32 protein-coding genes and 1 tRNA gene are annotated in these 25,566 nt (G+C 50.9%); 15 read left to right on the plus strand and 18 right to left on the minus strand.

Features of this window, described 5'->3' with window-relative positions:
• Nucleotides 1-26: 26 nt before the first annotated feature.
• Nucleotides 27-560, minus strand: coding sequence for a hypothetical protein (locus QU595_RS08620; protein WP_315920881.1), 534 nt, complete (start codon nucleotides 558-560; stop codon nucleotides 27-29).
• Between the two features lie 130 nt (nucleotides 561-690).
• Between QU595_RS08620 and QU595_RS08625 the strand changes: the two genes are divergently transcribed.
• Together QU595_RS08625 and QU595_RS08630 are read left to right on the plus strand one after the other, a co-directional pair.
• The gene (locus QU595_RS08625; RefSeq protein ID WP_315920883.1) at nucleotides 691-1,113 is read left to right on the plus strand and encodes a hypothetical protein; all 423 of its coding nucleotides are present in this window, start codon (nucleotides 691-693) and stop codon (nucleotides 1,111-1,113) included.
• Complete coding sequence (locus QU595_RS08630; protein WP_315920885.1) at nucleotides 1,114-1,491, plus strand: hypothetical protein; 378 nt, start codon at nucleotides 1,114-1,116, stop codon at nucleotides 1,489-1,491.
• Here QU595_RS08630 and QU595_RS08635 read toward each other — a convergent pair.
• On the minus strand, nucleotides 1,463-2,020 hold the full coding sequence (locus QU595_RS08635; protein ID WP_315920887.1) for a hypothetical protein: 558 nt from the start codon (nucleotides 2,018-2,020) through the stop codon (nucleotides 1,463-1,465). The genes QU595_RS08630 and QU595_RS08635 overlap by 29 nt on opposite strands.
• A 135-nt stretch (nucleotides 2,021-2,155) precedes the next feature.
• On the opposite strand from QU595_RS08635, the gene QU595_RS08640 reads away from it, so the two are divergent.
• Complete coding sequence (locus QU595_RS08640) at nucleotides 2,156-2,776, plus strand: hypothetical protein (protein ID WP_315920889.1); 621 nt, start codon at nucleotides 2,156-2,158, stop codon at nucleotides 2,774-2,776.
• Nucleotides 2,777-2,926: 150 nt separating this feature from the next.
• On the opposite strand, the gene QU595_RS08645 is transcribed toward QU595_RS08640, so the two are convergent.
• The gene (locus QU595_RS08645) at nucleotides 2,927-3,331 is read right to left on the minus strand and encodes an EF-hand domain-containing protein (RefSeq protein WP_315920891.1); all 405 of its coding nucleotides are present in this window, start codon (nucleotides 3,329-3,331) and stop codon (nucleotides 2,927-2,929) included.
• A 295-nt stretch (nucleotides 3,332-3,626) separates the two neighbouring features.
• On the opposite strand from QU595_RS08645, the gene QU595_RS08650 reads away from it, so the two are divergent.
• Nucleotides 3,627-4,616, plus strand: coding sequence for a DNA/RNA non-specific endonuclease (locus QU595_RS08650; protein ID WP_315920893.1), 990 nt, complete (start codon nucleotides 3,627-3,629; stop codon nucleotides 4,614-4,616).
• Nucleotides 4,613-4,876: a hypothetical protein gene (locus tag QU595_RS08655; protein ID WP_315920895.1), complete on the plus strand. Its 264-nt coding sequence runs from the start codon at nucleotides 4,613-4,615 to the stop codon at nucleotides 4,874-4,876. The genes QU595_RS08650 and QU595_RS08655 overlap by 4 nt, the downstream gene beginning before the upstream one ends.
• Before the next feature lie 24 nt (nucleotides 4,877-4,900).
• On the opposite strand, the gene QU595_RS08660 is transcribed toward QU595_RS08655, so the two are convergent.
• Complete coding sequence (locus QU595_RS08660; RefSeq protein ID WP_315920898.1) at nucleotides 4,901-5,641, minus strand: hypothetical protein; 741 nt, start codon at nucleotides 5,639-5,641, stop codon at nucleotides 4,901-4,903.
• Nucleotides 5,642-5,838: 197 nt separating this feature from the next.
• Between QU595_RS08660 and QU595_RS08665 the strand changes: the two genes are divergently transcribed.
• Nucleotides 5,839-6,213 (plus strand): hypothetical protein, encoded by a 375-nt coding sequence (locus tag QU595_RS08665; RefSeq protein WP_315920900.1) that lies wholly within the window; start codon nucleotides 5,839-5,841, stop codon nucleotides 6,211-6,213.
• 50 nt (nucleotides 6,214-6,263) lie between these two features.
• Nucleotides 6,264-7,184 carry a hypothetical protein gene (locus tag QU595_RS08670; RefSeq protein WP_315920902.1) on the plus strand — a complete coding sequence of 307 codons (921 nt, stop codon included), beginning with the start codon at nucleotides 6,264-6,266 and terminating at the stop codon, nucleotides 7,182-7,184.
• Nucleotides 7,185-7,187: 3 nt separating this feature from the next.
• Here the strand turns inward: QU595_RS08670 and QU595_RS08675 are convergent, their stop codons facing one another.
• Nucleotides 7,188-8,183: a D-alanyl-D-alanine carboxypeptidase family protein gene (locus QU595_RS08675; protein ID WP_315920904.1), complete on the minus strand. Its 996-nt coding sequence runs from the start codon at nucleotides 8,181-8,183 to the stop codon at nucleotides 7,188-7,190.
• Nucleotides 8,180-8,836, minus strand: a complete 657-nt coding sequence (locus QU595_RS08680) for a class I SAM-dependent methyltransferase (protein WP_315920905.1) — start codon at nucleotides 8,834-8,836, stop codon at nucleotides 8,180-8,182. Before QU595_RS08680 ends, QU595_RS08675 begins: the two co-directional genes overlap by 4 nt.
• Before the next feature lie 387 nt (nucleotides 8,837-9,223).
• On the opposite strand from QU595_RS08680, the gene QU595_RS08685 reads away from it, so the two are divergent.
• Together QU595_RS08685 and QU595_RS08690 are read left to right on the plus strand one after the other, a co-directional pair.
• Entirely contained in the window at nucleotides 9,224-9,616 is a 393-nt protein-coding gene (locus QU595_RS08685; protein ID WP_315920907.1) for a GreA/GreB family elongation factor, read from the plus strand.
• 96 nt (nucleotides 9,617-9,712) lie between these two features.
• Nucleotides 9,713-9,788: transfer RNA gene (locus tag QU595_RS08690), tRNA-Ile, on the plus strand.
• A 46-nt stretch (nucleotides 9,789-9,834) separates the two neighbouring features.
• On the opposite strand, the gene QU595_RS08695 is transcribed toward QU595_RS08690, so the two are convergent.
• The 8 genes from QU595_RS08695 to QU595_RS08730 form a co-directional block, all read right to left on the minus strand.
• Nucleotides 9,835-10,848 carry a hypothetical protein gene (locus QU595_RS08695; RefSeq protein ID WP_315920909.1) on the minus strand — a complete coding sequence of 338 codons (1,014 nt, stop codon included), beginning with the start codon at nucleotides 10,846-10,848 and terminating at the stop codon, nucleotides 9,835-9,837.
• Nucleotides 10,849-10,859: 11 nt separating this feature from the next.
• Nucleotides 10,860-11,954 carry a hypothetical protein gene (locus tag QU595_RS08700; RefSeq protein ID WP_315920911.1) on the minus strand — a complete coding sequence of 365 codons (1,095 nt, stop codon included), beginning with the start codon at nucleotides 11,952-11,954 and terminating at the stop codon, nucleotides 10,860-10,862.
• A gap of 10 nt (nucleotides 11,955-11,964) precedes the next feature.
• Nucleotides 11,965-12,972, minus strand: a complete 1,008-nt coding sequence (locus QU595_RS08705) for a hypothetical protein (RefSeq protein WP_315920913.1) — start codon at nucleotides 12,970-12,972, stop codon at nucleotides 11,965-11,967.
• A 78-nt stretch (nucleotides 12,973-13,050) separates the two neighbouring features.
• Nucleotides 13,051-14,061, minus strand: a complete 1,011-nt coding sequence (locus QU595_RS08710) for a hypothetical protein (RefSeq protein ID WP_315920915.1) — start codon at nucleotides 14,059-14,061, stop codon at nucleotides 13,051-13,053.
• A 3-nt stretch (nucleotides 14,062-14,064) separates the two neighbouring features.
• A complete protein-coding gene (locus QU595_RS08715) occupies nucleotides 14,065-14,424 on the minus strand; it encodes a hypothetical protein (protein WP_315920917.1) in 360 nt (119 codons plus the stop codon).
• Nucleotides 14,425-14,471: 47 nt separating this feature from the next.
• Nucleotides 14,472-15,557 (minus strand): ATP-binding protein, encoded by a 1,086-nt coding sequence (locus tag QU595_RS08720; RefSeq protein WP_315920919.1) that lies wholly within the window; start codon nucleotides 15,555-15,557, stop codon nucleotides 14,472-14,474.
• Between the two features lie 13 nt (nucleotides 15,558-15,570).
• Nucleotides 15,571-16,290 (minus strand): response regulator transcription factor, encoded by a 720-nt coding sequence (locus tag QU595_RS08725; protein WP_315920921.1) that lies wholly within the window; start codon nucleotides 16,288-16,290, stop codon nucleotides 15,571-15,573.
• Between the two features lie 320 nt (nucleotides 16,291-16,610).
• Nucleotides 16,611-17,573: a hypothetical protein gene (locus tag QU595_RS08730; protein WP_315920923.1), complete on the minus strand. Its 963-nt coding sequence runs from the start codon at nucleotides 17,571-17,573 to the stop codon at nucleotides 16,611-16,613.
• Between the two features lie 124 nt (nucleotides 17,574-17,697).
• Here QU595_RS08730 and QU595_RS08735 point away from each other — a divergent pair, with 124 nt between their 5' ends.
• Entirely contained in the window at nucleotides 17,698-18,072 is a 375-nt protein-coding gene (locus QU595_RS08735; RefSeq protein WP_315920925.1) for a hypothetical protein, read from the plus strand.
• Nucleotides 18,073-18,327: 255 nt separating this feature from the next.
• Here the strand turns inward: QU595_RS08735 and QU595_RS08740 are convergent, their stop codons facing one another.
• Nucleotides 18,328-19,314, minus strand: coding sequence for an adenosine kinase (locus QU595_RS08740; protein WP_315920926.1), 987 nt, complete (start codon nucleotides 19,312-19,314; stop codon nucleotides 18,328-18,330).
• 327 nt (nucleotides 19,315-19,641) lie between these two features.
• On the opposite strand from QU595_RS08740, the gene QU595_RS08745 reads away from it, so the two are divergent.
• The 5 genes from QU595_RS08745 to QU595_RS08765 all read left to right on the plus strand — a co-directional run bounded on the left by QU595_RS08745 (nucleotide 19,642) and on the right by QU595_RS08765 (nucleotide 23,274).
• Nucleotides 19,642-20,196: a DUF262 domain-containing protein gene (locus QU595_RS08745; protein ID WP_315920928.1), complete on the plus strand. Its 555-nt coding sequence runs from the start codon at nucleotides 19,642-19,644 to the stop codon at nucleotides 20,194-20,196.
• A 10-nt stretch (nucleotides 20,197-20,206) separates the two neighbouring features.
• Nucleotides 20,207-20,812 carry a hypothetical protein gene (locus tag QU595_RS08750; protein WP_315920930.1) on the plus strand — a complete coding sequence of 202 codons (606 nt, stop codon included), beginning with the start codon at nucleotides 20,207-20,209 and terminating at the stop codon, nucleotides 20,810-20,812.
• Between the two features lie 263 nt (nucleotides 20,813-21,075).
• Nucleotides 21,076-21,798: a hypothetical protein gene (locus QU595_RS08755; RefSeq protein ID WP_315920932.1), complete on the plus strand. Its 723-nt coding sequence runs from the start codon at nucleotides 21,076-21,078 to the stop codon at nucleotides 21,796-21,798.
• A 260-nt stretch (nucleotides 21,799-22,058) separates the two neighbouring features.
• Nucleotides 22,059-22,688 carry a hypothetical protein gene (locus QU595_RS08760; RefSeq protein WP_315920934.1) on the plus strand — a complete coding sequence of 210 codons (630 nt, stop codon included), beginning with the start codon at nucleotides 22,059-22,061 and terminating at the stop codon, nucleotides 22,686-22,688.
• On the plus strand, nucleotides 22,618-23,274 hold the full coding sequence (locus QU595_RS08765; RefSeq protein ID WP_315920936.1) for a hypothetical protein: 657 nt from the start codon (nucleotides 22,618-22,620) through the stop codon (nucleotides 23,272-23,274). Before QU595_RS08760 ends, QU595_RS08765 begins: the two co-directional genes overlap by 71 nt.
• 51 nt (nucleotides 23,275-23,325) lie before the next feature.
• Here the strand turns inward: QU595_RS08765 and QU595_RS08770 are convergent, their stop codons facing one another.
• The 3 genes from QU595_RS08770 to QU595_RS08780 are packed head-to-tail and all read right to left on the minus strand — an operon-like array spanning nucleotide 23,326 to nucleotide 25,566.
• Nucleotides 23,326-23,802: a hypothetical protein gene (locus tag QU595_RS08770; protein WP_315920938.1), complete on the minus strand. Its 477-nt coding sequence runs from the start codon at nucleotides 23,800-23,802 to the stop codon at nucleotides 23,326-23,328.
• A gap of 59 nt (nucleotides 23,803-23,861) precedes the next feature.
• A complete protein-coding gene (locus QU595_RS08775; protein WP_315920940.1) occupies nucleotides 23,862-24,422 on the minus strand; it encodes an N-acetyltransferase in 561 nt (186 codons plus the stop codon).
• Nucleotides 24,423-24,432: 10 nt separating this feature from the next.
• A complete protein-coding gene (locus QU595_RS08780; protein WP_315920942.1) occupies nucleotides 24,433-25,566 on the minus strand; it encodes a type III PLP-dependent enzyme in 1,134 nt (377 codons plus the stop codon).

Here is a 25,566-nt window from a genome sequence, read left to right on the forward strand (position 1 = left end):
CAATAATTACCGGGATTAATAATCGTTTATGGTCGTGGACCGGAGGGGGCTTCGTATTCTTCCTTCTTCATGTCACGGCCGCGAATGAACGCCGTTTTGACGGTATCCCAGATGGTTCCGTAGCTGTCGTTTGCATGTTTCATTCCAAGGAAATGGAGTGCTTCTGGCGTTTTGGCGGCATCTCTGAGGGCTTTTTCGGATGTCAGCAATTCCGAAAAATATGGGTCATTGTCGCCATCATTATCGAACAGATCGTTCATGACGAACTTTGCCTGAATATTGGCCTCTTCTTCGAGTTCATCATCGGTTAGGTGTCCGAACTGGTGTAAGGCGCTGTCTGCGGAACCGTATCCGTAACTCTGCGCATAGTCCTCTAGCTCTGATAACACGACTTGGGCGGTATCTGCGTCGAATGTTTCTGCCGATACAAGTTCGTGCAGCATCTGGTATCGCGCGCCTTCAAATTTCTCATCGAAGAAGCTCCAGCCTTTGTGGGGGCCATTCTTCGTGCGCTTGACCAGGTCGTCAGGTGCTTGTTCCGTATTCTTAATGCGGGTCATTGGTGATCTCCTCGTTCTGCGTATTTATTAAACTGACGATGTCTGCAACCTGCAAATCGCGAATTTAAAAGCAAAACTATTCGTCCCTTGCATGCCCACGAACCACCATTTGAAAAAATGGAGGTTATTCATGGGTCTCGACGTTCTTCCATCTCATCACAGTGGTGTTAGAGGTCATGTAAGTGGCACGACTGACCGTGGGCTACGTTTTGATATTGAGGTCACATCGCAACAGATGCCCCTAACCGCAAATGGTCGCGCAAGAAGGACGATGGAGCTGCGTGAAAAGATCATGGCCCACAAAGGGCTGACGGCATATGAAGGTTTTCGTCGTACTGCGAGCGTTGAAGTTGAGGGCGTTGAGGAAAAGACCACAATCCTGCTTCGCATCGCGGATGGCCAGAGAATTCATCGTTTCAATGTAGACGTCAGCCCTGATGGGTTTTATTCATCTGGCAGGGAGCGCAACACCAATCTGCGGGATTTGGTTCGCGATCTCGCATTTGACGTCGAAGATAAGTGTGGCCTTGTCGGTCGCGTAATGAGGATGTGAATGATGGTGGTCAGAAGGTCTCTGGACGAGTTGCCTCATAACGCTCGCGATATCAGGGGGGTGTTCTCTGGCGAGACCGAAGCGGGCGTTCCGTTTGAAGTTCATAACACGCCCTCACGGCGTCCTATGAGATCAAATGAATTGATGAAAGCTGCTATCAACGCGAAATTGCGCGGGCGACCCATGACTTCGATGCAGGTTGAAGAGCAGCGGCTGTTTCTGCTGGTTCAAAACAGGCATCGGATCGAGATCGAACAGACATCTTCCAATATGTATCGCTACGGTCGCCGATTTGATCGGTCACTGAGGCAACTGGTGACGCAGGTGATGGAAGATATGGGGGTGGAGATCACTCCTCCTGTGTCTCCACGTCCTTGATCCTTTCGACAGCGCGATCCAGCTTATCTATCTCAGCGACGATCATTGCGCCCGCGACCACGAGCGATTGGCGGACCTGCTTGGGCTTCCAGGTTTCCTTTCCCCATGGCCAGGTTGCCGGAACCGTGTCATCGAAGCCCTTGCCCCCAGACGTGCTTCTAAGACGTGCATCCTCGATAAACGCCATGGCGGCACTGGCTAGAGACCAGTCATCAAGCTGATCATCATGGGAATCGTCATATCCTTCGCGGCGGCGCTGCCGTGCGCGCTCTCCAAGGATGTCCAGTCCAGCGATAGAGGCATTCTCGATGCCGTCAGCGTGGCTGACGATAACCCTGTTGAGGCGGCCGATCTCCTGCTGAAGAAGTGAAATCAGCTCATCTTGGTCTGCGAGTTTATCAATTACAGACGCGCTCGGGGCGTTGACGTCAGCTTTCAGAAGAGAGGCAAATTCAAGCGCCGCCTTTGTACGTAGCTCTTGAGGCAGATTACTTGCCGCTTCCTGAAAAAGAGTAAGAATGGTCGACATCGAAAATCTCCTGATGCATTATTTTGGGCATAATTCGACCGGAATTCAAGGAAAATAGATCAACAAAGATGGACAGAAAATGGGGTTTTTGGTGTAATTATCAAAGAAAATAGCCCAGGAAAGATAGATTGAAAAATGAAGCTGACACCTGACTTATTTGTTTTTACCGATATCGAAGCGAGCGCGCTTGGAGTGGGGTCTTTTCCTATCGAAATCGGTTGGGCTGGTGTCGACCTTGTGCCACATCATTTTCTAATTAAGCCGCATCAGACTTGGACAAAGGAATTCTGGAATCCGGAGTCTGAGAAGATTCACAACATCTCCTGGGAACAGCTGATGGATGAAGGGATCGATCCGAAAGTTGCGGCCGAGCGCGTAATCGACGCTTTCCGTCAAAAGCTGATCATTTCGGATAACCCGTTTTATGAAGCAAAATGGTTCCTGAGGCTGTTCGAAGCTGTCGAAATCAAGGCTGACTTTGTATTCAGGAACCCTTTCGGCGAAGTCATGACCTATATTCATGATCTCTATGAGGCTTGGGGGGAAGCCGCGAACATCGAAGGGACGGGACGATGGGAAAACGCTCAAAAAATTATGGACATCACTGAGGCAGTGATGCGAACTTTCCCTCATACTCATCGCGCCAGCGATGATGCTGTCCAATTGGCTGCAACTTTCAAAATTCTGGTAGAACCTGAATGGGATTATAAGGCTGCGCGAAAAAAGTTCTTGCCCATTGGGAAAGTTCTGAAGTAACCTTTAAATGTCCTTGAAGGTTGTGCGAACTTCAGCGCTGATGCGCTGTTGGAACTGGATGGATATCAGGTGTGTGACATCTGATCCTGACTTTGTCAGGTGGCGGTAGGGACCAAGGAAAGGGAGGCGTTTTCACGCCTCCCTTTCCTTTTATTCTGCTGGAGCTTCTTGTGTTTGGGGCTTGGCCTTGTGAGACTTTTTCTTGAACTTCCGGTGTTGTGCGTCTTCAGAGGTCAAGAATCCGTCTCCGTTTCGATCCATGCGCTTGAACATGGCCTTCGATTTTTCAAGAGAAAATTCGCGGTACTCATCCTTGGTGATTACCCCGTCTCCGTCTTTGTCGATCTCGGTAAAGGTATTCTCAGCTCGGTTCAGAGCTTTTTGGGTGAATTCATCGATGTCGATTTTTCCATCTTCGTTAAGGTCCGCCTGTTTCATGCCCATATGAGATGAATGTTTTTTCACGGCTTGAACAGCTGGCGTATCTGTTCCTTCTGCAGATGCCAAAGGCGCAAACATTACGGATAGTGCGGCAGCTAAAATCATTCGCTTCATGATAATCTCCTCACAAATTAGCGACAGTGTCCAACATTGCCACATCGGCGGTTCGCGCAAAACGTTGAAAGTATTAAAGATTGTTAATGGATAAGTTTGGAATGCCATTGGGATTTACTTTCCCTTAGAAGGCACATCTTAGATTTACCGTAACGAATTAACCAACTTCATGGCCGCGCTCTAGTTGCAGTTGATGCGATTTGATTTCACCAGTTCCGTTAATTTGCAATGAGATCGTAAATTGCCAAATTATAGTGGAAAATCGAATTAACTAAAAATAATTATGGAAAATCCAATGAAACATGTTTATGGTCCGCCGCAAAGGAAGGGATTTATGAATTTTTCTGGTTTATCGCGAGCTGTTGGGGTTATTTTTGGATCGGCGATGCTTCTTGGCGTCGTCTCTGTGGCGCAGGCAGCGCCGACATCTTGTGGTGAGAATTACTTCTCCTCTGAAGCCCCAGACATCTTGAACGAAAAACTGAAGGTTCGTGCGGCTGAACTCTGCCATGATGGCTTCGGCGTCGTGCATTCTGGCGTGACGGCTACGCCTCTGTGGTCGGCACAGCATTTGACCGCACAGCGCGTTTTCGCGGCAAAACAGGTTGACCGCGTTGATCGCTTCTACGCCGAGACATCGATTCCGGCGAAGGATCGCGCAGAACTCAGTCACTATGCCCGTAGCGGTTATGACAGGGGTCATCTCGCGCCGTCTGGTGACATGCCGACAATTCGGTCGCAGGCCAATTCCTTCAGCCTGTCCAATATCTTTCCACAGCAGCCTGAGTTGAACCGGAATCTCTGGGCCGAGATCGAGGCGACGGCGCGCGGTCTGGCTCTTCGCTATGATGACGTCTATGTGGTGACTGGCGTCGCCTTTCAGGGGCAGAACCTGAAAGCGCTCCGAGGCCGGGTGATCGTTCCTTCTGCCGTTTACAAGGCGATCTATATCCCGTCTGCGAATGCATCTGCAGTTTGGTGGGCACCTAATGTCGAGCCTGGAAACCAGTTTGAGGTCATTTCAGTCGACGAATTGAGCCGCCGCGCTAACGTCGATGTATTTCCGCAGCTTGATCCTAAAGTGAAGGCGGTCGCTGCGAAGCTTCCGAAGCCTTCCAAGTACGCGGATCGTGCGGCCGGAACCCGTTCTTCTACGAAGTCGCGTGGGCAAGGTGGTGGACAGCCTTATATCCCGCAGCAGGAGAAGCCTGAGGATGAGAACGCTGCCTTGAAGGAGCTTGGCAAGCGTGTACTGATTGAAGTCGTGAAAGGAGCACTGAAGTGAGCGCGATTGAATTCAAGCCGCTGGAGGACGCAGATAGCGTGATAAGTATCGGTGGGCTGTCCGTCGAGAATGGATCAGACACCTTGCTGGTTAATGGCAGTCTGGAACTGGCTCGTGATGAAAAGTCGATTGAGCGGGCGCGGCAGCTGGCCGAGTTGTTCTCGAAAATTGCCAATAAGCTCGATGCGGACGTCAAGGCTGGATTGACCAGCGATCTGGTGGAAGAAAGTGCGGTGACGGAGATTTCAAACCCCTTCTAGGGTTGAGCCGCCACCGCTTGGTGATTATCGCAGTAGTGGTCGCGGGGCGTCCTGCGTGAGGTGAACGCCGCGACCACCTGGCCATCCATAAACGTAGTGGCCAGAATGATCTCTCACGAGAAGGAATGAAAAGCCTTCCGCGTCCCAGCTCTGAACATCGGCCATGTAGCCGCGCATGAGCTGGTTGAAATCCATTTCCATCTTGTCGTTTCTGACGCCGTTCTTCTTGATCCAAGCCATCATAGCCTGAACTTCCTGAACGTCGTTTGAGAGCGTCGTGCATGCCTGAATGTCTTCGATTGGTGTGTCAGTGAACATGCTGAATACCTGGCGTCCGGGCGCTCTGATCTGCTCTGCGCGATATCCAGGTAAATTGCGAAGCTGATGCCATTCGGGAACGATCATGTCGTCGGTTCTGGCGACAGCGGTCGAGATGATGGCAGGCAGATTTTCCGGCGTCCGACGTTCCACACCTGCAACGGTGTCATCAGTATCATTGTCAAAGTGAACGGGGACGTCATCTCTGAGGTCGCTGTTAAGCAGGTCTGCGAGGTGACCCGAGGCTTCCTCCGAAAAATTGGCGCGAATGGCTGTCCTCGTCTGGTGTGCCGTCGCCTGTCGTCCAGGTAGCTCGGTATTGGCAACGCTATGATTGCGCGCATTGACGATATTGGCTTCCTTGGCCATGGCAAAGCCGTCGATGACAGGCTTGTCGCCTTCGAGAACGGTTGTCTGGCCTCTTCTTCTGTCGCGTGGTCGCATCATGGAATTATTCCCGAAATCAAGATTGAGAAATAAATCTTTGCCTTAAGAATGCCTCTGCTCCTCGCATATTACCAACGGAATATTGAAAAACTCACGCTCCTTGTGATCATCGAATAAAGCGATTTATTATAAGTGGTGAGAACGTGGGCGGATGCTGTGCGTCTAGATCACGATTATCGTCGGCTGGGAGATGAAAGATGGAAGTTGCGCAGAAAGTCATGATTGCATGCCTGCTGATGTCGGAAGGGGCTGATGATAAGACGTTGGCAGAATTTATTTCGGTCCTGGAAGCCGGAATTGAAGCTGGAGAAGGCGATTCAATCGCATTATTCAACGAGCTGATGGCAAGGATGGACGGGCCGCTGCCGGAAGGGTACGCCGGTGAAGTCATTGGGCTTATGAAGGCAAAGCTGAAGCTGGACGAAAGCTGTCGAAAATTTGGCTTGGCAATTTCGGGAATGGAGAAGGTCCTGAAAATACTGGACGGCAAGCCAAAGAATGATTTTGCAGCTAAAATCATGATGCAGCGTGCGCTCTCTGCAATCGAGCAAGCTAGGGCTGACCTCGTTTAATGCAAGACCGTTAAGTATCTTCGTTTTGAAATCAGATTTTGGAGGGGCATGTGAGCAAGCTGTCGGAATATTTTAAGAAGCCCTCAGGGGCTTTCATGTGCGGATGCCTGGTGGCGGTTCTCGGCACTGGTGCTATCGACAGAGTTAAGGCCGAATTGGCCGATGTGTTTGGCCCTTCAATGGATCAGGCGATCCAGGATAGTGAACGAGCAAGCCGAGAAGTCGTTTTGCCTCGCGACAATAGTGCCGAAATCAAGGAGTATCAGCTCGCAAAGAAGGAATTCGACAAAGTGAAGAACGCGTCGGATGCACTTGTTTACGAAAATGACATGCTTCTGAAATCGATAGATTCCTTAGTGGGATTATATGATGAGCTTGAGGCTGTCCACTATGCGTTGAATGATCGCGCGACCCCTCAAGTGGAAGTGAAGCTCTTGGCAGGCGTAGCTATGGATTGGCTGGCCCATCATAAGGGAACTATGGGAGAGATGATTCCAGATGAGGCCAAGCAGCAGGTCGTTCCATCAATTCCTGCTTCCGCTACGTTGGGCAGTATGAGCTTGCAAAGGCAGATTACCCCTTCGGAGGATCGTTATGGTTGGATGAGGTCAGCTCCGGTCTATAAATTCTTAGATAATAAAATCGACTACAAGGTCGAGGCTTCGAGAATCAGAGAGGAGCTTGGGAATCTCAAGGAAACCGTTGCGGTTTTCTCCAAGGACAACAGCGAACTTCGCGAAACGCTTTTTACGATGCTGAAGCAGTTGGATGTCATTTATTCGTCGTCCGTAGCCACTAATATGGACCTTGATGCTGTAGCTACTGCAATCGATAAATATGCAGATACGGTCAATAAGTATGTGGAGGACAACCGCCCTGCCGAGAAACAGGAAGTGGCCAAGGTTGATGATATCGGCAATCTGATCCGAGAAATGGATGAGGCCATGCCGTCTAACAGTGCGAAGCCCTGACAATTAGAAGCGTTTTGTCTTTTCAGCTTGTTTCTTCGGAGCTGCGGTCGGTTTGGGCTTAGATTTTTTAACAGAAGTGATCTTGCCCCTGCCCTTTTGCTTGGTGTTGGAGGCAATCGGCTGAGGCCCGCAAATCTGATCCTTGAGGTTGGTTGCGGGCCTCTCTTGATGGCGGCCGTAAGTAAGGACGTTAAATTGGCCTCGCGAAGGCGAAATGATTGTCTGGTTGAGCAGCGCCTCGACCTTTGCCTCACGAGCCTTGACGGATGGCTCACCAAGGACGATTGCGCCAAAGGTGCGACCGTTTCGCTGGACGGATGTGACGATGTTGAAGCCGGATGCGCAGATGAAGCCCGTCTTCATACCATTCATGCCTGGATAGGTCTTAAGAAGCCTGTTGGTGTTTTTGAGGACTTTGTCCTTGTACGGCAATTCCTTGATGCCAAATAGGTACAGATATTCCGGATGCTGCTTGTGGATCGCCATTGCCAGAATGGCTAGATCTCGGGCCGTGGTCACCTGCGATGGATCATATAGTCCGTTGGCATTCGCAAAACGGGTGGCGGTCATTCCAATCGACTTGGCTTCCAGCGTCATCAGCTGCGCAAACGTCGTCTCGTTGCCCGCAATGGCTTCACCAATGGCAGTCGCGACGTCGTTCGTGCTGCGGGTCAGCATGATCTTCAGGGCATCGTGCAGGACCAATCCGTGACCTGGTTGCACTCCGAGCTTCGACGGCGGCTGTGAGGACGCATGCTCTGAAAACACTATCGGGGTGTTGAGGGTTAGGCGTCCTTCCTTGATCGCTCGAAGCGCCAGGTGGGTCGTCATCATCTTCGTGAGGGAAGCTGGATGCCATGAAGCTGTAGCCTCGTTGTCTTGGAGAATTTCACCTGTGATCATGTCGAACACGAGCGTAGGCCCCGCAAGCGCCGCAGAGGGCGCTGGAATGGGGCAAACAGCGATGGCGAGGGCAAGGAGTCGATGAGACAGCTTCATGGGGCTTGTTCAGCCTTCAGGGAGAGCTGGAGCAGCTCCCAATGGACGTCGCCTCGACCGAGCTTGTCGTCTTCCTCGGTGTTGACGGTCTTTGCCAGTCTGAAGCCTGCCAACTTGGCATTCTCGATTTCGGTTGCGGTGTCGATTGGGAGCATTGGGCGTGCAGGGTCGGAAGTTCCGTGACGCAGGCTGATTAAGATCGTTCCGTTTGCCGAAACGAGTTCTGCAAGCCGCCTGAATGCGATACCGCGATCTTCGGGAACAAGGTGCATCCAGACAGCTGAGATCAGGATGAAGTCAAACCCGCCCTCAGGACGCTGTACGGACTTCAGCTCTGGTAGACGGTCTGCAACCCAGGTGATCGGCTGGTCCGCGTGTGTTCGGATTGCCAGTTCGCGCATTCCATCAGACGGCTCGACAGCGGTTACGATATGACCTTGGCGTGCCATCCATGCAGCATCGCGGCCGGAACCAGCGCCAATATCGAGGGTGAATGACGGCATAAGCGGGAAAAGGCTGATTGCAGATCCGAATACCTCAGCTGGAGTGAGGCTTTCATACTGTCCAGTGAATTTTTGGGAATTTTCCGTATAGCAGTCGATAATTTTTGTGCTGATATCGACGGATTCCATAGTTTCAAATGTGCCGTGCAATGCCGTGTTCCTTTATTTATCAGTTTGATTTCTGAGTATTTATTGAACATGGTCATCATTTTTGGTTTGTTTGACAACAGGAATATCCATAGATATCGGAAAATCCGATCATCTGGGCGAATTTCTGAATAAATATTCAAACTCGGTTTTATTCGATTGACTTTAGATAATTGAGTGGCTATCTAGGACGCATGAGCAAGAAGTTTGAAACCACTGTTGAGATTTTGAGGGTTTGCCCAATCGCGGGCAATTGAACCCACGACTGGTCGCTTGCGCGCCCCGTACGTGGGGCACTTCCAAATTTTACTGAAATTCACCGACCGCCCCTGAGCGGTCATCGCCCTATTTTAAAGTCCTGAAAACCAGGCAAGCAAAGAGAGAGAAATTATGGCTAGGAAGAACGACGTCCTGATCGTTGAAACTGAATTCAAGCGCCTGATGGGCATGGCTGAGGCTATGGAGCAGCGCAATCCTGTCGAAGCTGAGCCGTTGCTGGCAAAGCTGGATAGCGCGCTGATCGTGTCTGAAGCGAAGACCCCGGATGATCTTGTTCGTATGGGTTCCAGCGTCGTCTATTCCGCTGGCAATGACGAAAAGACCGTGACCATTGTGTTTCCTGCTGATGCGGACATCGATGCTGGGCGAGTTGCGGTGACTTCGCCGCTTGGCGTTGCACTGCTCGGTCGTCGCGCTGGTTCGGATGTCATGCTGCGTGCCCGCGACGGCAAGGAAACGCCACTGAAGATCGTCGACGTTAAGTCGGTTGCAGTAGTTGCGTGAATTTATAACGGCCCATTTGGGGCCGTTTTTGTTATGTAGGAATTTTAGAAATCAATGTTGACAGTTTTAAAGCTGCCTGATAACTAAATAGATAATGGTTGCGTAGCTCAATGGTTAGAGCAGTCCGCTCATAACGGAGAGGTTGCAAGTTCAAATCTTGCCGCAACTACCAATCGACTTTTTTGCGTCATCTATCGAATTGTTTTTTCTTCTTCTTCTTAAACTTTGAATTCAGCTATCGTGATTGGCTTGTTGTCCCAACGATAGATAAGCCCTCTCAATTCATTGCTGTACCAGCCATGGTCGTAGCCTTCATCAAAAAGAATTTTGGCTTTCTCCATTGCATTTTCAATGGTTCCTTCAAGGTCACTTTCCGAAATCTCCCGGATCGCATCCCGCAAATCTAGCCAGGCGGTGATCTGAGGCCGTGGGAGATCGAGAATGCTTTTGTCTTCGGTGCGCCTGATGAAGTTTTTGAGGTCGTTGGGAATGACGACCATATCGTCTTCATTACTCAGAATTTCAGGTATGAAAATCTGAGGGTCTGTCTTGACGTAGAAATTGCCATCTCCCCAGCGCTCCTTGCCGTACGCAATAGCGTCATCCATTCGGTCAAGTCTGAAGAAATTCGGCATAGCGTCATCTTCTCTTGGTCCGGGTTTAATCCCGACCTTGATATCAAAGATGTCATCGCGATAGTGAGCCGACACAGGCTCAACTATGAGGACTGGCTCTTTTGTGGTGCGCCAAACCATGCCATCAACGATCAGAACCTTGGCTGCTTTCTGATCAAGGAATTCAATGGCTTCTTTGCGATTGTCCGTGTCTACACGCCGGAAAGCATCTCGGTCGAAGTTCGGGTATCTTTCAGGATTTTGAATAAAGTAGCTTGCATCCGAAGAGTGGATGAACGGATTGGCATATTCATATCCCTTTCGATTCATTTCCAACAGCCTTTCTAGCGAGATATGCTCGTTAGGCTCGCCTGAAGCGCTATAAATCTGAGGTGACCAAAGCTCGCCGTCGAAATAGCGCATTGTAACGACGCCATCCACATCGCCAAATGTTCTGTCATATTTCTCAGGCGTCCACTGTATTGCAATTGGAGCGTCTAGTTCGCTCACTTCTTTGATTTCGACATCAACCCATTCGCCAAAGCTCATGGATCGAACTTTTTGCATGCCTTTTGGCAGAACGTTTTCTTGAAAGACGAGAGGAACGGAAATTCTCATTGTTGGTATCCTTAATGATTGTCGAAATTGAGTTCGATGGGTTTCGTCTCCCAGCGCCCAAGAATGTGTCTCATTCGGCGGCCGCTGTCCTCATGTGCAATCTCGCAGAGAGGTTGGAATTTTTGCATAGCCTCTACGAGATTCTCGATACGTTCGTCGCTGCCATCGAGCGCCAGTAGTGCTCGCCGGAATTCGAAGTATGAAATTCCGGTCTCTGGTGGTAGCTCGTTCATTTTTCTGTAGTCTTTTGAAAAGTGATCGCTGAATTTTTCGTCGACCTCATGGGCAATCTGAACAATCGCTTTCTGCTCGGCATCGTCTTTGATGCTTTCTGCAACGAGCACAGTCAGCTTTATGCGCTCATTCGGATCTGCCTGATCTTCACTCGCGAATGACATTGCGACTTCTCTGGCATCGTTAAACTGGTTGAGAGAGTAAACCTGATTTGCATTCTTGATTGAGGAATCCCCTTCTGGAAGGATCTTAAGCAGACCAACGAGGTTTCCAGTTTCGTCATTGGCAAGGATGTGGGTCTTTAGATAGACAACAGGTGGTTTGCCGCGCACCCAGATTTGACCGTCAACGATCATAAGGTCGGTGAGCCTGTCTTGAAGATTTTCAAAAACCTCTTCTCGGTTTGAGTCGTAAACCGCTTTGAAGTCCTTAGGGTCAAGCGCATTGCCTTTGTACTCGATGTCTGTGTGCATCTGGCGAGTGAAGGTGTCCTTGAGCATCAAGGGGTTGCACTTTTCATCGGCGTCTTTGCAAAGCTCTGTCAGTCGTTCAGGTGTCATCCTTTCCCTATAGAATTTCTTGTAGTCCTGGGATTTGGTTTCGACATCGAGGGCTGGCCACCAATGATCATTGTTGAACCATCTTGTCTGGCAGATGCCGTCCTGTGGCGCAGCCCCCCAGTTTTCGCGTTCATTAAGTGATCTGAGTTCGTCTGGCGTCTCGTCAAACCATTGTGTCGCTATCGGTGCATCGATGTCGTCGATTTCAGGGATTTCGACATCAAGCCATTCATAGAATGTCTCGTTTGACGGTTCCTTGAAGCGTTTCTTGTGCACACGGGCTTCGTATTTGAATGGGACCTTTATCATCATGATTGTGCCCTTAAATGGTTGTGGTAACGTCGAAATCGAGTGAAATGTTGCGCGTGTTCCAGCGTTCAGTTGTCTTGAACAAATTGTCGACGTTATATTCCGACTTGTTTGGAGATATTTCGACCACGATCTTTGCTAGTTCTACCAAGGTGTCGTTGGCTTGCTCGGACTTTTGTGCCGTGGCCAGTTCGAAGCCATCCTTTAGGTTTGCCCAGCTACGGATGAAATCTGTAGATTTTTTCGCTAGGTCTCCGGCTGTGGCTGTGAGGAAATCGCCGACTGTGCTGTGAAGTGCCGCCACTTCGCTGTTGAAGCTTATGGACTCGGGCACGAGTACGGTGATTTTGAATTCTTCAGGTACAAAGATCGCGTCGTGAAAATTCCCGGTGGCGAAATCAACATAATCTTCGAATTGATCTGCGCTGAAGGCTTCGTGAGCGCGGTAAATCTCGCCATCTTTCGGCAATAATTCAACTTCAGGATAGCGCATGACCCTGCCATCGGCCTGTTTTTCAACTCTGAGCCGATTGAAGCGGTAATACGGTTCTCCGCATCTTTTCCATACCTGATTTTCAACGATGATGCAGTCGGCTATTTGATCGTGAATGCGGCGAATGACGGCCTCTTGTTCCGTCTCTTTGACCGTTTTGAAGTTGGCTTTGTCAAAGGGTTTTATTTCACCACTGATCAATTCTCGAAGTGATGATCCAGCACCAACAGAAAGCGGGTTTCTCGCGTTGCCGTTTTCAAGCATGTCAGAAAGGATGTCAGGAGAAAGGAGCTGATAGTTTTGATCCTCATCGTAGATTTTATGGATCAGCCAGTGAGAGCCGTCATGCCAGCGCGTTTGAAAGGTTTCGCCTTTGAAATCGGTCCATTCGGTGGCTATTGGCGCGTCTAGGTCATCAACTTCCTTGAGATCGGCCGTCAGCCAATCGCCTTCTGTGGAGTTGATTTCCTTGATCTTCTTGAGCGGAACAACGTGTGCCGTGAATGTGTAGGGAATCCTGACTCGCATCGATTTTTCCTGAAGACAAAACAAAAACTTGCCTTCTATTTGGCCACCGATGCTTGCTAGGCACAAATTTCCAATTTGTTATGGAGCGAAATTCATCAGCTCCATGGGTCTCAGGTTCCAGCGGTTGAGAGCGCGGGACACCATCGTCCGAACCGAATGAGCATCTTCGAAATATGGGTTGAATGTCGTTTTGACCATTTCAATGAGTATGGCCAGCGTTTCTACATCCGTGTCTATATCAGCAGAGACGTTTTTCTGCGCCCGCCGCAAATCGTACCAGCATTTCGACTCTTCCCATTCGCACAGTGGTAACAAGTCTTTGCTCAATTCCAGCAGCTTTCCTGCCGTGGCGAGTAGACTATGCTTCTCATCGTTGAAATGAATGGTCTCTGGAAGGAGGATTTCAATATCAGGTATGTTGGTGATCACCGTTCCCGGTTGTTCAAATTCGATTTGGCTCAGGAAATCATCCAGACGGTCAAATCTGAAGAACATTCCGTTCTTATTCGGGGCTGGGCGTTTAGCTGTAGCGATAATCGAAGGCGCGTCTCGCATGCCGCTGAGTGTTAGGATGGGTTCTGGGCAACGGGTCCATAGGTGCCCGTCGATTATGGTCGTGTCGGCTAGCGTATTTTCGATGTCATCAAGGACCTTCTCGTGATTTGACCACGAATATTTCTCGGTCGGCTTTCTGCTGGCCAGTTCCTTGATTTCGCCCTTGAAATATTGTTTGAGCTGCGAGCTTTCCAGGCGTCGTGTTGGTGACGTAAAGCCATCTAGATGTCCATTTGCGCTGAAGGAACGGCCGACCATCAGCTGGTACGCCTTCAGGGTCAAATGGCGCTCAATGCCAGTCTCGCGATCCATGAACTCCAATGGAAGCCAATGTGAGTTGTCGTGCCATCTGGTCAGATTGGAGCGAACGCGCCCTGATCCGTAGTTGGATATCCATTTGATCGCCACTGGGGCTTCTTGCTTGCAGACTTCCTCAATCTCGAACGTCCCGACCGCGCCATAGGTCTTTTTCCATTGGCGTTTTTCGGTCTCATTCCCAAACTCAACAATATAAGGGACGTCTATGATTGCCATTGCTCACATGCCCATCCGTTGTTCGTTGGCGGCCGTCAATTCTTCGATAACCTCCTGTGAAATCTTCTGCCTGCTAATGACAGTGGCTATTGCGGCCAAGAGTTCTTCATCCTGCGCATCTGCAGGCATCATCTCGAAGGTCGCGGAGATACGGGCATGGATGGCGTCGTGTTCAGCCATGACGTTGTGCAGTTCCGTCTCGGCAAATGGTTCTTCAAACGGAACACCAGGGTATGGTTCGACGCTGACATCTACCTTGCGAACATCACCAAGTTGAAGCTCGATTTGCACAGGACGGCCAAGATTAGTAGTTCCGATAAGCACGTAGCCTTCGTCTGTTTTGTTTATATTTTGGACTGCCATTTCAAACTCCAGCGAGAAACGCGATTTCTCACTAGGATTGCCTCTGATCATGAAAGCGACAAAGGCGCGCTAGAGTTGAGATCGAGAGGAAGCTTGACCGTTTGCAACAGGCCACCGGACGGCTTGTTGAAGAGCGTGATCTGACCGCCATGACGGTCGATCAGCTCCTTGGCGATTGAGAGGCCAAGGCCAGCACCGTCTGCCTTCTTTTCGCGGCCGGAGTTGGCTCTGAAGAACGGTTCGAACGCCATGTGAAGCGCGACATCGGGAATGCCTGGGCCATTGTCAGAAATCCGAATGATAGCGAAGTCGCCTTCAGTAGCCAGGCTGACTTTGGCAGAGCCGCCGTGGATGGCAGCATTGATGATCAGGTTTGATAACGCCCGCTTAAGGGAGTGAAAGCCACCTTTCACCATTGCTGGGGAAGAAGTGGTCAGCTTGATGTCGTGGTCCAGCTCGGAAAGCTCGGACGTCAGATCGTATAACATCATTTCTATGTCGACGCTTTCCTGACTGTCTGGTCCTATTTCTTCCTTGACCAGATTGATCGTGCTTTCGGCGATGTGGGTCATCTCGTCGATGTCTTTTTCCCACTGAGCACGCTCCTCGGCGTCCTCGATGAATTCAGCACGAAGTCGCATCCTGGTGATTGGGGTGCGAAGGTCATGGCCTGCGGCCGCCACGAGCCGCATTCGGTTTTCCAGAGTAGAACGCAGTTTGTTAGACAATGTGTTTAACAGTTTGGTAGCCCCGAGGTCCGACTGGGGCTTGGCTTCGTTGATCGGCGGGATGAAATCGTGTGGATTGACCGAATCCACAGCATTCTGAAGGATCAGGAGCGGCCGAACGACCATATTGGCCACGATGACGCTTACGACTGAAGCACCAACAACGATGAAGAGCGCGAACATGATCGCGACCGCGTAGCTCGGCATGATGTCGGGATTGGCCAAGATGCCCCCAGGGTGCGGGAGTGCTTCATAGGTTGTCGGCGCGTTCTGGTATCGAAAAACTATTCGTTCGCCGTTGGACTCGATCATGAGCACGCTGAACGAGGCAGCGATGCCAATCAGGGACATGGCAATGATAGCGCCCATCACAAGAAGGGTGATCTTGAGGCGCAGGCCGATCATTGTGTCCTTGGCTTTACGAGGCAACGGGGGTCACCTTCGACGTAAAATGATATCCACCACCTCGAACGGTCTTCATCATCTCCGGGGAGCCGCCTGCATCGCGCAGCTTCTTGCGAATGCGGCTGATCATGATGTCGACTGACCTGTCGAAGGCTGCAGTGGACTGGCCTCTGCTGAAGTCCAGTATCTGGTCACGAGACAGCACCTTTCCTGGGCGTTCAATGAAGACCTTCAGGATGTCGAACTCGCCACCAGTGAAAAGAACAGCCGTGCCTCCGTTTGTGAGTACACTGCGTTCAGACAGATCGATGACAAATCCCTCGAAAGTGAACTTGGTTGGCGCGTCAACTTCAGCCATTGCGGCCGTGCGACGGAATACAGAGTGGATGATCGACACCAGTTCCTGTGTTGAGAATGGCTTGCCGATGTAGTGGTCAGCGCCAGTCTTGAACCCGAGGATGCGGTCGACCTCTTCCTTCATCGCGGAAAGCATGATGATCGGGGTCTCATTCTTGGCCTGTCGCAACTGGTAACAGGCACTAAAGCCGTCGCCGTCCGGTAAGGTTACGTCGAGAACGATCAGGTCAATCGCATGGTTGGCTATAGCGTTGCGCATTTCGGCCAGATCGGCGGCTTGAGTGACGCGAAAATTGTGAGCTTCCAGCCGCTTAGACAGGAGCTTTAGAATTTCCGCGTCGTCATCTACTACCAGAATATGCTTCCTCAGAGACATTTCGCGCCCTTTTTATGATTTTTTGAATGCCTATCTGATCACGGTAGTCGAAAAATGAATGTGATTAAAACGATTTTTTGGCTTGGTTTGCGCAGGCGGTGCCCTTTGCAGAAAAACTAGGACATGAAAAAGTGATAAAGCGATACAATATGAAAGATATTGGACATACGGGCGAAAAGTTCGTGTGCTAGAAATACCGTCAAGATGGTTGGCTATCATCCCAGAGGTTGCGTTCTCGAACGTCCTCTCGTTTTCTCTCTCTTTTTTATGCCCTCCTCGGAGCATAAAAGGGGTCGCAAAATGCGGCCCCTCTTTTTTTGTTAGCGCTTCGGACCTTTGCCGATGGCGTTACTGTGCTGCTCGATAAGATCACGCATCATGTCGTCGTGCTCGGCCTCCTTTTGCTTGAAGCGGGAATCGATGTTTGTCACGAGCGGCAGCATCTCCTTGATGGTTTCGGTAGAGATGCGGTCGATGTCGGTTTGGAACTCCCTGTCGAGGTCAACGAGCTTTTCGATGAGAGCCTCATCTGCGTAATCGGCGACGACTTCAGTCCGTTCGACATACTGGTTAGGCGGGTAGCCCTTGATGACGTAATAGTCCCGGTCGACATCGTTGATGCACTTGACGTCTTCAACATAGACGCGAGTCGGCGTCACCTTGGTCACTGTGGCCGAGAATGACGGGCGAACCTTGGAGACTTTCGGGTATGGCAAGGCCAGTCCTTTTGGCCAGCGTTCGGTCAGGTCCTTCGGAACATCCGGCTTGAATTCAAGCTTGCGACCGATGACGATTTCGCGGCGTACCTCAGCCGCCTTCTTCTGAAAATTGGCCCGCTCCTCCTCGTAAGCAGCCTTGCCTGCCTCTGCCCAGAAACGCGCCATCTTTCTTGTCGGAAGGTCAAAGCGTTCGCCGTGGTGATTGCCTTCCATGTTAATTCGCTTGAAAAAGGCGCGACTATATTCCGAGGCCGAAAACGAGCTGTGACTTGTGACCAGCCCTGCTTGGTGCAGGGCGGTGAGGTCAATAGTGTCCTTGTTGCCGATCCGCTTCAGGAATTCCACCTTGAGCTTCCGGGCATTTTCGTTGCCGTAGTTCGTGAGCGGATAGATCAACACGGCCTTGGCTTGGCCGGAAGCTTGATCAACCTGCGCTTCGTAGAAATGGATGTTCTTGGATGTGTTCGAATAGGTGCTGATCGAAATAAAGCGATCAGGCTTCTCCATAAGCCAGTTCATGAGAGCCAATTGGCCAAATGTGAAATCCGATCTCTTGCCAGCCATTTTAATCCATCTCCATTTTTCTGGACTCTATATACCCAGCTTGAAAATTAAAACAAGAAAAATAGCAAATAATGTTGACATTTATGAATTTGAGTATTATTTAAGCGCGTGAAAGAGAGGAATTATGAGGAAGGATACAAGTGCGGAAGCGCTACATGAAGGACAAATTCGGAAGGCGTTGAGCGAGTTGGTGAAGTTCGGCTTGGATGACAGGTATGTCGGCCATTGTCGGATCGCTTCCGTTCCTCTCATGTTTTCTGACTCAGTCGGGCCATGTCCTTCGGCTGACTTGACAGCGACCGATCCGAAGATGATTCTGCGGGCGATGTTCAAGACGGTCTATGACGCAGGATTTCAGGCTGGTCAGCACCAGGCTGAATACGATCAGATGCAGGGGCTTGTTCAGGCAATCCCTGGTCTGGAGAAGTTTGTTACTGATCTCGCTGAACAGGTTGCTGACAAGGTAATCGATCAGCGTTTGAGTAAGAATGGTATCTAAGGCTACGACGGAGAAAGGAGAAGCTATGGCACCGCATAACGTAAAATACTGTGAGCGTATGTCGCGCGTGCTGATTAAGCAGTCGCGTTGTCAGATGCTTCCCAATTCGATCCGTGGTGCCGCGCTTGGTTTCCTCGCACTGACGCCATTGTCCTCAGGGTTCTCGCCTCGGGCTTGAACGCCTCTCGTAGCAGGATTTCGGTCGATAAGGATGAAAATGACATCGTCGACCGTGAAAATCACTGCGAACCAGCTTCAGATTTTGAATGACGACGTGACAGGGGCCGCAATGCGCGCCCCTTCCGTCTGTATGATCTCGGCCGCAAATGCACACCCATTGCTGGCTGATTTAGCGAGCGGCTCATTTCTACTGTAACCAAGCAAAAGCCCCGCCGCGAATGCGTCCCCTGCCCCAACGAGATCGACAATCTTGGCAACGGGCTTCGATTCCACCAGATGAATTATCCCATTTTCAATTGCCGCTGCACCTTTCGATCCGAGCGTGACTGCGAAAGCGCATTTTGCATTCGCCGCCGAATTAATCGCGCTGTCGATTGTGTCAGCGGCATAAAGCGCCTGCAGTTCCTGCTTGTTGGCCAGCACCAGATCGACCTTGCTATCATTAATCAGCTCGTTGAATGCTGACAGGTGCCGCCGCACGCAATTCGCATCAGAGAGCGTGATGGCGATCCGCGCATCTGACGTCGCTTTTGCAATGTCGATTGCTTTCAAAACCGCATCACGCGCCTTCGGCTGATCCCAGAGGTAGCCCTCGAAGAAGATGACGTTCGCGTCCTGGACTTCCCTTTCAACGATATCGTCCTCCGTGAGGTGCAGACAGGCTCCCAGATAGGTGTTCATCGTTCTCTCGCCGTCATCGGTGACGATGATTGCGGAGATGGCAGTGTTCTCGCCTCCAGACAGGCGCGAGGAGTTAAAGCTTAGTCCATCAAGCGAGGTCAGATCCGAGGCGTAGAGGTCGCCCAGAGCGTCGTTGGCGATCTTGCCAACATATCTGGTGTTGCCGCCGAGAACAGCGATCCCAGCCGCGCTATTGGCTGCAGAGCCACCGGAGGTCTTTTTCTGATCTGGAAGCAGATTGAGAAGCGTTTCGGCTTCGTGTCTGTTGATCAGTTTCATCGCGCTCTTTTCGAGCTTGAGCTGGTCAAGAAGAGCGTCATCACCTTTCGACAGAATGTCGACAATGGCATTTCCGATTGCAAGAACATCATTCTTGGCCATTGGCTGCTCCAATCATATAAAGATATCTTTATATCCGCATAATCATTTGCAGTCGTCAAGTCACAAAACCATAAATTGAATAAATTTGCCGTTTCATTTAATGTATTAATTGAGAATGATTGGGAAAAGGAGAAATCATGAACAGACCTGTCATTCTGAAGAAGACAACACGATCTAATAATCGTTCCAGTGTGCTGAGAGGCTTGGACTCCGGCATTTTGGTAGGGGAAGCCGAAAGGTTTCCCGTAATCGTTTTTGGGGAGCTAAATTGGTTGTTTTATTCATTTAAATGTGCGAAATCCAATGGCAACCATAAGGAGCACGTGCATGGCTTGGCCGCAGAGACTGGATTTCGGAACCGTCCGTCATTTTACGCTCGATAATTTGCATTCAAATCTTGAGCGGTTCAAAGAGAACCCAGAACGCTTCATGCAGTTCCATGAGGAATCAGAGTGGGTTCTTGGCTATGCGATTCCTCCATTTCAGCGCCCGATTGTCTGGGACGAGAGCCGGATGGTTAAATTCGTTGAATCAGCGATTCTTGGCATGAACCTCGGTACCTACACCTACAACAACACCATGAATTTCGATCACCAAACCAGAAATACTGCGGGCCAGGAAATCTGGATGTACGACAAATGGCTGATCGATGGGCAACAGCGTCTCACGGCATTGCAAAAATATTGGAACAATGAGTTCCCCGTTTATGAATTGTACTGGGGAGAAGTCCCTGAAAACCAAAAACGCCGTTTCCTTTCTACTGGCTTCGCTGCTTCCGAAACACAGCTGATGGACGAGACTCTTATTCGCGATCTCTATGATCGCATGAATTTCGGAGGCGTCGCACACACCGAAGAAATGCGCGCCTTGCCAAAGGTGTAAGGAGAAAACGATGTCTGACTTCAAAATTCCTGCGGGCTACGAATACAAACGCGAACTCACTGAAGAAGAGCACAAGAGAGTGGTGGCCAATACCCACGCACCTGGTGAGAAGGTGCGCGTGAACATGAAAGTGAGCAAAGAGGCGATTGCAGATCTGGTCGAAATTGCTCAAGCGAATGACGGACTGGTGGAAGTCGAGGCGGTCGTTGTCGAGGACAGTTACGTTTATTATCGCGTGAAGGGCGCTGAGGGGCTTTATGGTGGCAATGCGCTTATCGATGCCCGCCATTTCGAGCATTGCTACGGTGCCATTCTTTGTTACGAAGACGAACTATGGGTTGCCGATCTTGAAAACCTAGGTCGCGTATTCAAGGTCGAAGGCGCACCAGAAGTTCACGTCCGTTGGGATCAGCGTGTTGAGAGCTATGACGACCTATACAACCTCGTGGCTGACATGGATGGCGCTGCTGGTGAGTTCAATGTGATCGACAATGGCCCTGCTGGATGGTCGCTGAATGGCATTCCTTGGTGGGCAGACCTGTCCGAGGATGAGCGCAGTAAGGCTGTTGATGCTATTGCCTCGCACAAGGCAAACCTGACAAATTTGGGTATGTGATTTCAGAGCGGCGCGAGTCGTCTAAAATAGAACCTTGTCGGCGGATTAAATTATTGAGTCCCTTACTCCCTTATGGGACGAAATAACAACCGGAAAAGCTGGGTTTCTCACCATAGTTGACTTGGCGTAATTCTTGTTAATTGACCGAAGATCCTCGAAATCCCACAATTGTAGGACTGGCAATCGTGCGGTGACTAACTGTGAGATATCGAGGTCATAGGGTACTCCTCTTTAGTGGAATGATAATGGTGGGGAGTTGTGCGTTGGCCAACTCTCAAAGCGTTGATGGCTCGGCGCGTTTTTCTGAATATGGTGCTCAACGCAGTAGCGGGGGCGTGGACATCGCGGATGTCCTTATGTCTCTACAGTCACCAGGTGAAAGGCGTCAGCCAGTCCGGCCACAGCAACAGGCACAGATGCAGGCACAGCTGGAGCCTCAGCCTCAGTCTGAGAAGCAGCTTGAGCCGCAGCAGGCCTCCGTTCAGCAGTCTTGCGGGAAAAAGGCCGAGGTCAATTTCCTTGACAAGGGGCACACCGTAACTTTCGGCAATGGCTTGAACACGACGGTGTATCAGAAATTGAAAGCGCGGGGCCAGACTGGTGGAGCCGCCCGAGGTCGTGGTCTCGAATATGACGTCCGGATTTCAGAAGAAGGTTGTTCTAAAACTGTCGCGATAGACGTTTTCAGGAGTGAGCCAATTCAGGTCGCCATGCCTGTCAAAAACGGCGAAACCGATTGTATATGGGACCGAATTTATCAACATGAATTAGAGCATGTGCGCATCACCCTAACGACCCCGAAAAGCTTCGAGGAAGACATCCGGGGGATAGCGGAGAACTCGACAAATCCGGCATCAGAAATGATCCGGTTGATATGGCGTATCGAAAAGGAAACAGCCAGGCGGCACGATCAATTCCACAAATTTGAGAGCAGGATTAGCCCACCTAGAGGCTGCAAGCCGACCTTTAGAAATATGACATGGTGATCATGTCTATCTGGAAAAGCTGGTCACTGGCTGTCGGGTGGCTTTGTGGTGACAGGGTGAGCCGCGACTGGCTGCGGCCTTTGTTAAATTCGTAGGTGGTGTCGGCGGATATTGTCGTTCGAAAAATTGGATTTTATGTTGACCAATATCGATTTGGCCTCGTCCAAATTGGTCGGGAAAAATCTATAATCTGAATTGTTTGACGCTGAATCATCAGGGATTCAGACTTTTAATCACTGGCAATAATGCGGTGATTAAACATGTTTTTTGGAAAGACCAAGGCATTGCTCCTGAGCGCGGTGATGTTGGCTCTGCCTCTCTCAGAGGGGCGTGCTCAGACCTTTTACGGTGAAATGGAGGCCAATGATGATAACTATGCAGTCGAGCATCAGGTTGCATCTGTAGGCACGCCTCGTGGCTTTTCCTGCTCTCCAAAGGTCTCGGTAAAGTATGTCGACAAAGGGTATGTGATTGAGCATGTTGGGAGTCCGGACAATGTGATTTCGCATAAGACGAGAATTGGGAAAGTCGCGGGGTTTGCGCAATATCGTGGTATCACCCCATCAGTCTCTGTCAATGGTTTTGGCTGTAATCGTGTAGTCTCTGTCACAATTACCTGGAACGCACCCATAGCGATTGTGATGCCACATAAATCTCAAGTTGGGGCTTGCAGATATAATAGAATTCTTCACCATGAAATGGAGCACGTCCGCATCTATTTGAAAGTTCCCCGTGACTTTGAAAATCAAATTGCGCGCATTGCAGCAACTTCGTCAAACCCTCGGCAGGCTCTGCTAGATTTAAATCGGAGCATTACCAATGAAATCCTGCGAAGGAACGCCGAATTCCACGCCTTCGAAGCTCGACTGCCTATGGTACGGGGTTGTTGACCGTTTGAGGTCGCCCAAGTTAGCGAGTTGGATCGCGATTGTCCTTGCTGTGTCCATTTTCGTAGGCGCTGAGCCGTCGCATGCTTTCGGTAGAAAAGCGGCGGTCTGCCCTGCCAAGGTGGTTGTTAGCTACCAGGATAAAGGATTTAAGGTCACCAACCAGCGGCACGTGCAGGAGGCCTATCGCCAGCTTGGCGAGCGCGATTGGGAAGGTACTCTTGCTTATACCGATCAGGAGGAAATCTATGTCGATTTCGGCGTGGAGGGCGAGGGTTGTAGCCGTGTTGTGACGGTGGACTGGGTTTGGCCGAAGCCAATTAAGGTGGTTCTGCCGCCCGAAGCCGTTATCGGTGCCTGCATGTACTCAGAGCTTTTAGCTCACGAGAAGCACCATGTAGAAGTGTTCCTGCAGACCCCGCGCCGCTACGAGAGCAAAATCAAAAAGGTGCTATCAAAGGCGTCTAATGTCGATGCAGATCTTCAGGTCCTGATGGATGAAATCAAGAACGAGATCATGCGCAAGAACGATGCGTTCGACATGAAGGATAGCCATCTTCTGCCAAGGCGCTGTCATGGCAGGTCGTAAAAGGAAAAAGGCGGCACAGAGGCCGCCTTGGGATCGAATGGTAGTTTGTGATTACATGCTGGGAGCGGCTGGCTCGGCGTCTTCGTCATAGCTGTTTTCAAGTTTCACATAGGAGCTAGTCACTTCGCCGAGTGAAAGTGCCAGTTCAGAATTGATGCCTGGATAATCAGGAAATTCTTTTTGGATGGCCTTGTTGAGCACTTCGACGGTGTTTTTTGAGATCGCTTCGAGGTCTTCGCCGTTGTCCAGATTTACGTCGGATGGACGTTTCCATCGTTTGTCGATTTGAGACGTGATGAACTTATAGTCGAAGATGTTTTCGAATTTTGCGAAGCTCTCATCTGAATGGTCGTTGCCAATGAGTTGAGTAACAATTGGTCTCGCAATCTCGTCTTTGAACATACCGCCACTTTCAAAAATAGAAGCTATTCCGCCATCGTCCTGTCCAATCTGTTCCTGAACGGACAAATAAAAAGCATTCGTGATTGCTTCAGCGGCATCATCAAGTTTGTGGTCAAGATCGGTCATTGATTCTGCTCTTCCTGAGTTGCTTGTATCCTAAGACTAGGGGTGCCGAGTGCAAGTCACTAACTCGCCAGGGCAACTTTGCTCACACAGTTCGCCACCTTGATTGCTCTGCGATAGCGACCGTTCGGCCGAATGATCCCACTGCATCCAGACAGGTGCTCAGCGGTAAGCTCCAGGGCAAGAAAACGTTCGCGCTCGAATGGTCCCGGCATCGCAATCTTGCCTGTCAGCTCATTCGAAAATCCAAAGCGGCCATAGTAGGCTGGGTTGCCTACGAGAATGATTGCTCCATGGCCGAGGAGTGCCGCAGAACGGATTGCCGTGCGCATCAGTTGGCTGCCGACTCCTGATCCATGGTGGCTGCACGAAACCGCCAGAGGGCCGAGAAGCAGGGCATTGCGGATGCCTTCTTCGTCATGGTCGAGTTCGATGTCCCAGAGACGCACGGTGCCGATCAGGTGACCGTCGTTTGCGATACCCGAGAATGCCAGCCCCGCAGATGGCATACGGCCTCTGCGAAGCTTTTCTGATGACTTGCGCTTCCTATGCGGCCCCATGACCGCATCCAGCAGCTGTTCGCGCTCTTTGACGTCGTTTTCCTCTTCCAGACGGATGATCATCGACCTCTCCCTAGATGACGTGAGCGCGCAGCGGCTCGAAGCCGTTGAAGGCGACTGCCGAATAGGTGGTGGTGTAGGCACCCGTGCCTTCGATCAGGACCTCGTCGCCGCACTTCAGGGTGACCGGAAGCGGGTAGTGGTTCTTCTCGTAAAGAACGTCAGCACTGTCGCAGGTCGGGCCAGCTACAATGCATGCCGAATGGTCGTCGCCATCCTTATCGGTGCGAAGGCGGTACCGGATCGCCTCGTCCATGGTTTCAGCGAGGCCGCCGAACTTGCCAATGTCGAGGTAAACCCAGCGTACGTTGTCGTTGTCAGCCTTCTTGGAGACGAGCACGACCTCGCTGCGGATCACACCCGCATTGCCGACCATGCCGCGACCAGGCTCGATGATCAGACGCGGTACATCATTGCCGAAGTGTTCGGTCAGTGCGGACCAGATCGCTTCGCCGTATTGAGCTGACGTCGGAACGTCCTTGAGGTAACGGGTCGGGAAGCCGCCGCCCATGTTCAAGAGCGTAAGGCGAACGCCCTGCTCTTCCATCCCGGCAAAAATGGAGCGTGCTTCCAGAATTGCACGGTTCCATGCAGTCAGGTCGCACTGCTGCGAGCCAACGTGGAAGGAAACGCCAGCGGCGGTCAGGCCAAGTGCGTGGGCGTGGGACAGCACGCTGACAGCCATTTCAGACACGCAGCCGAACTTGCGCGACAGGGGCCACTCTGCACCTTCACCATCGGTCAGGATGCGGCAGAAGACTGCAGAACCTGGAGCTGCGCGGGCAACCTTCTCGACCTCTTCAAGGCAGTCGACGGCAAATAGGCGAATGCCAAGATCGAAAGCGGTCGCGATGTCGCTCTCCTTCTTGATTGTGTTGCCAAAAGAGATCTGATCGGCCGATGCGCCAGCCGCGAATGCCATCTTGATTTCGGCGACTGAAGCCGTGTCGAAGCGCGATCCCAGCGAGGAAAGACGCTTGAGAACCTGCGGATCAGGGTTGGCCTTCACAGCATAGAAAATCTCGGCGGTCGGGAGCGCAGCATTAAGGTGCTCGTAGTTCTCCTGCACGACGTCCAGATCCAGGATAAGGCAAGGCGTCGCTGGCTGATTGTGTGCGATGAAATCAATGATCTTCTGAGTGGTCAT

Source organism: Mesorhizobium sp. SP-1A (assembly GCF_032460275.1).
Classification (GTDB): Bacteria; Pseudomonadota; Alphaproteobacteria; order Rhizobiales; family Rhizobiaceae; genus Mesorhizobium.

What these genes read in the sequence shown, in the direction of transcription:
- QU595_RS08620 (WP_315920881.1), bottom strand. Translation starts at nt 560, where the DNA reads ATGACCCGCATTAAGAATACGGAACAAGCACCTGACGACCTGGTCAAG.
- QU595_RS08625 (WP_315920883.1), top strand. Translation starts at nt 691, where the DNA reads ATGGGTCTCGACGTTCTTCCATCTCATCACAGTGGTGTTAGAGGTCAT.
- QU595_RS08630 (WP_315920885.1), top strand. Translation starts at nt 1,114, where the DNA reads ATGATGGTGGTCAGAAGGTCTCTGGACGAGTTGCCTCATAACGCTCGC.
- QU595_RS08635 (WP_315920887.1), bottom strand. Translation starts at nt 2,020, where the DNA reads ATGTCGACCATTCTTACTCTTTTTCAGGAAGCGGCAAGTAATCTGCCT.
- QU595_RS08640 (WP_315920889.1), top strand. Translation starts at nt 2,156, where the DNA reads ATGAAGCTGACACCTGACTTATTTGTTTTTACCGATATCGAAGCGAGC.
- QU595_RS08645 (WP_315920891.1), bottom strand. Translation starts at nt 3,331, where the DNA reads ATGAAGCGAATGATTTTAGCTGCCGCACTATCCGTAATGTTTGCGCCT.
- QU595_RS08650 (WP_315920893.1), top strand. Translation starts at nt 3,627, where the DNA reads ATGAAACATGTTTATGGTCCGCCGCAAAGGAAGGGATTTATGAATTTT.
- QU595_RS08660 (WP_315920898.1), bottom strand. Translation starts at nt 5,641, where the DNA reads ATGATGCGACCACGCGACAGAAGAAGAGGCCAGACAACCGTTCTCGAA.
- QU595_RS08665 (WP_315920900.1), top strand. Translation starts at nt 5,839, where the DNA reads ATGGAAGTTGCGCAGAAAGTCATGATTGCATGCCTGCTGATGTCGGAA.
- QU595_RS08675 (WP_315920904.1), bottom strand. Translation starts at nt 8,183, where the DNA reads ATGAAGCTGTCTCATCGACTCCTTGCCCTCGCCATCGCTGTTTGCCCC.
- QU595_RS08685 (WP_315920907.1), top strand. Translation starts at nt 9,224, where the DNA reads ATGGCTAGGAAGAACGACGTCCTGATCGTTGAAACTGAATTCAAGCGC.
- QU595_RS08695 (WP_315920909.1), bottom strand. Translation starts at nt 10,848, where the DNA reads ATGAGAATTTCCGTTCCTCTCGTCTTTCAAGAAAACGTTCTGCCAAAA.
- QU595_RS08700 (WP_315920911.1), bottom strand. Translation starts at nt 11,954, where the DNA reads ATGATGATAAAGGTCCCATTCAAATACGAAGCCCGTGTGCACAAGAAA.
- QU595_RS08705 (WP_315920913.1), bottom strand. Translation starts at nt 12,972, where the DNA reads ATGCGAGTCAGGATTCCCTACACATTCACGGCACACGTTGTTCCGCTC.
- QU595_RS08710 (WP_315920915.1), bottom strand. Translation starts at nt 14,061, where the DNA reads ATGGCAATCATAGACGTCCCTTATATTGTTGAGTTTGGGAATGAGACC.
- QU595_RS08715 (WP_315920917.1), bottom strand. Translation starts at nt 14,424, where the DNA reads ATGGCAGTCCAAAATATAAACAAAACAGACGAAGGCTACGTGCTTATC.
- QU595_RS08720 (WP_315920919.1), bottom strand. Translation starts at nt 15,557, where the DNA reads ATGATCGGCCTGCGCCTCAAGATCACCCTTCTTGTGATGGGCGCTATC.
- QU595_RS08725 (WP_315920921.1), bottom strand. Translation starts at nt 16,290, where the DNA reads ATGTCTCTGAGGAAGCATATTCTGGTAGTAGATGACGACGCGGAAATT.
- QU595_RS08730 (WP_315920923.1), bottom strand. Translation starts at nt 17,573, where the DNA reads ATGGCTGGCAAGAGATCGGATTTCACATTTGGCCAATTGGCTCTCATG.
- QU595_RS08735 (WP_315920925.1), top strand. Translation starts at nt 17,698, where the DNA reads ATGAGGAAGGATACAAGTGCGGAAGCGCTACATGAAGGACAAATTCGG.
- QU595_RS08740 (WP_315920926.1), bottom strand. Translation starts at nt 19,314, where the DNA reads ATGGCCAAGAATGATGTTCTTGCAATCGGAAATGCCATTGTCGACATT.
- QU595_RS08745 (WP_315920928.1), top strand. Translation starts at nt 19,642, where the DNA reads ATGGCTTGGCCGCAGAGACTGGATTTCGGAACCGTCCGTCATTTTACG.
- QU595_RS08750 (WP_315920930.1), top strand. Translation starts at nt 20,207, where the DNA reads ATGTCTGACTTCAAAATTCCTGCGGGCTACGAATACAAACGCGAACTC.
- QU595_RS08760 (WP_315920934.1), top strand. Translation starts at nt 22,059, where the DNA reads ATGTTTTTTGGAAAGACCAAGGCATTGCTCCTGAGCGCGGTGATGTTG.
- QU595_RS08765 (WP_315920936.1), top strand. Translation starts at nt 22,618, where the DNA reads ATGAAATCCTGCGAAGGAACGCCGAATTCCACGCCTTCGAAGCTCGAC.
- QU595_RS08770 (WP_315920938.1), bottom strand. Translation starts at nt 23,802, where the DNA reads ATGACCGATCTTGACCACAAACTTGATGATGCCGCTGAAGCAATCACG.
- QU595_RS08775 (WP_315920940.1), bottom strand. Translation starts at nt 24,422, where the DNA reads ATGATCATCCGTCTGGAAGAGGAAAACGACGTCAAAGAGCGCGAACAG.
- QU595_RS08780 (WP_315920942.1), bottom strand. Translation starts at nt 25,566, where the DNA reads ATGACCACTCAGAAGATCATTGATTTCATCGCACACAATCAGCCAGCG.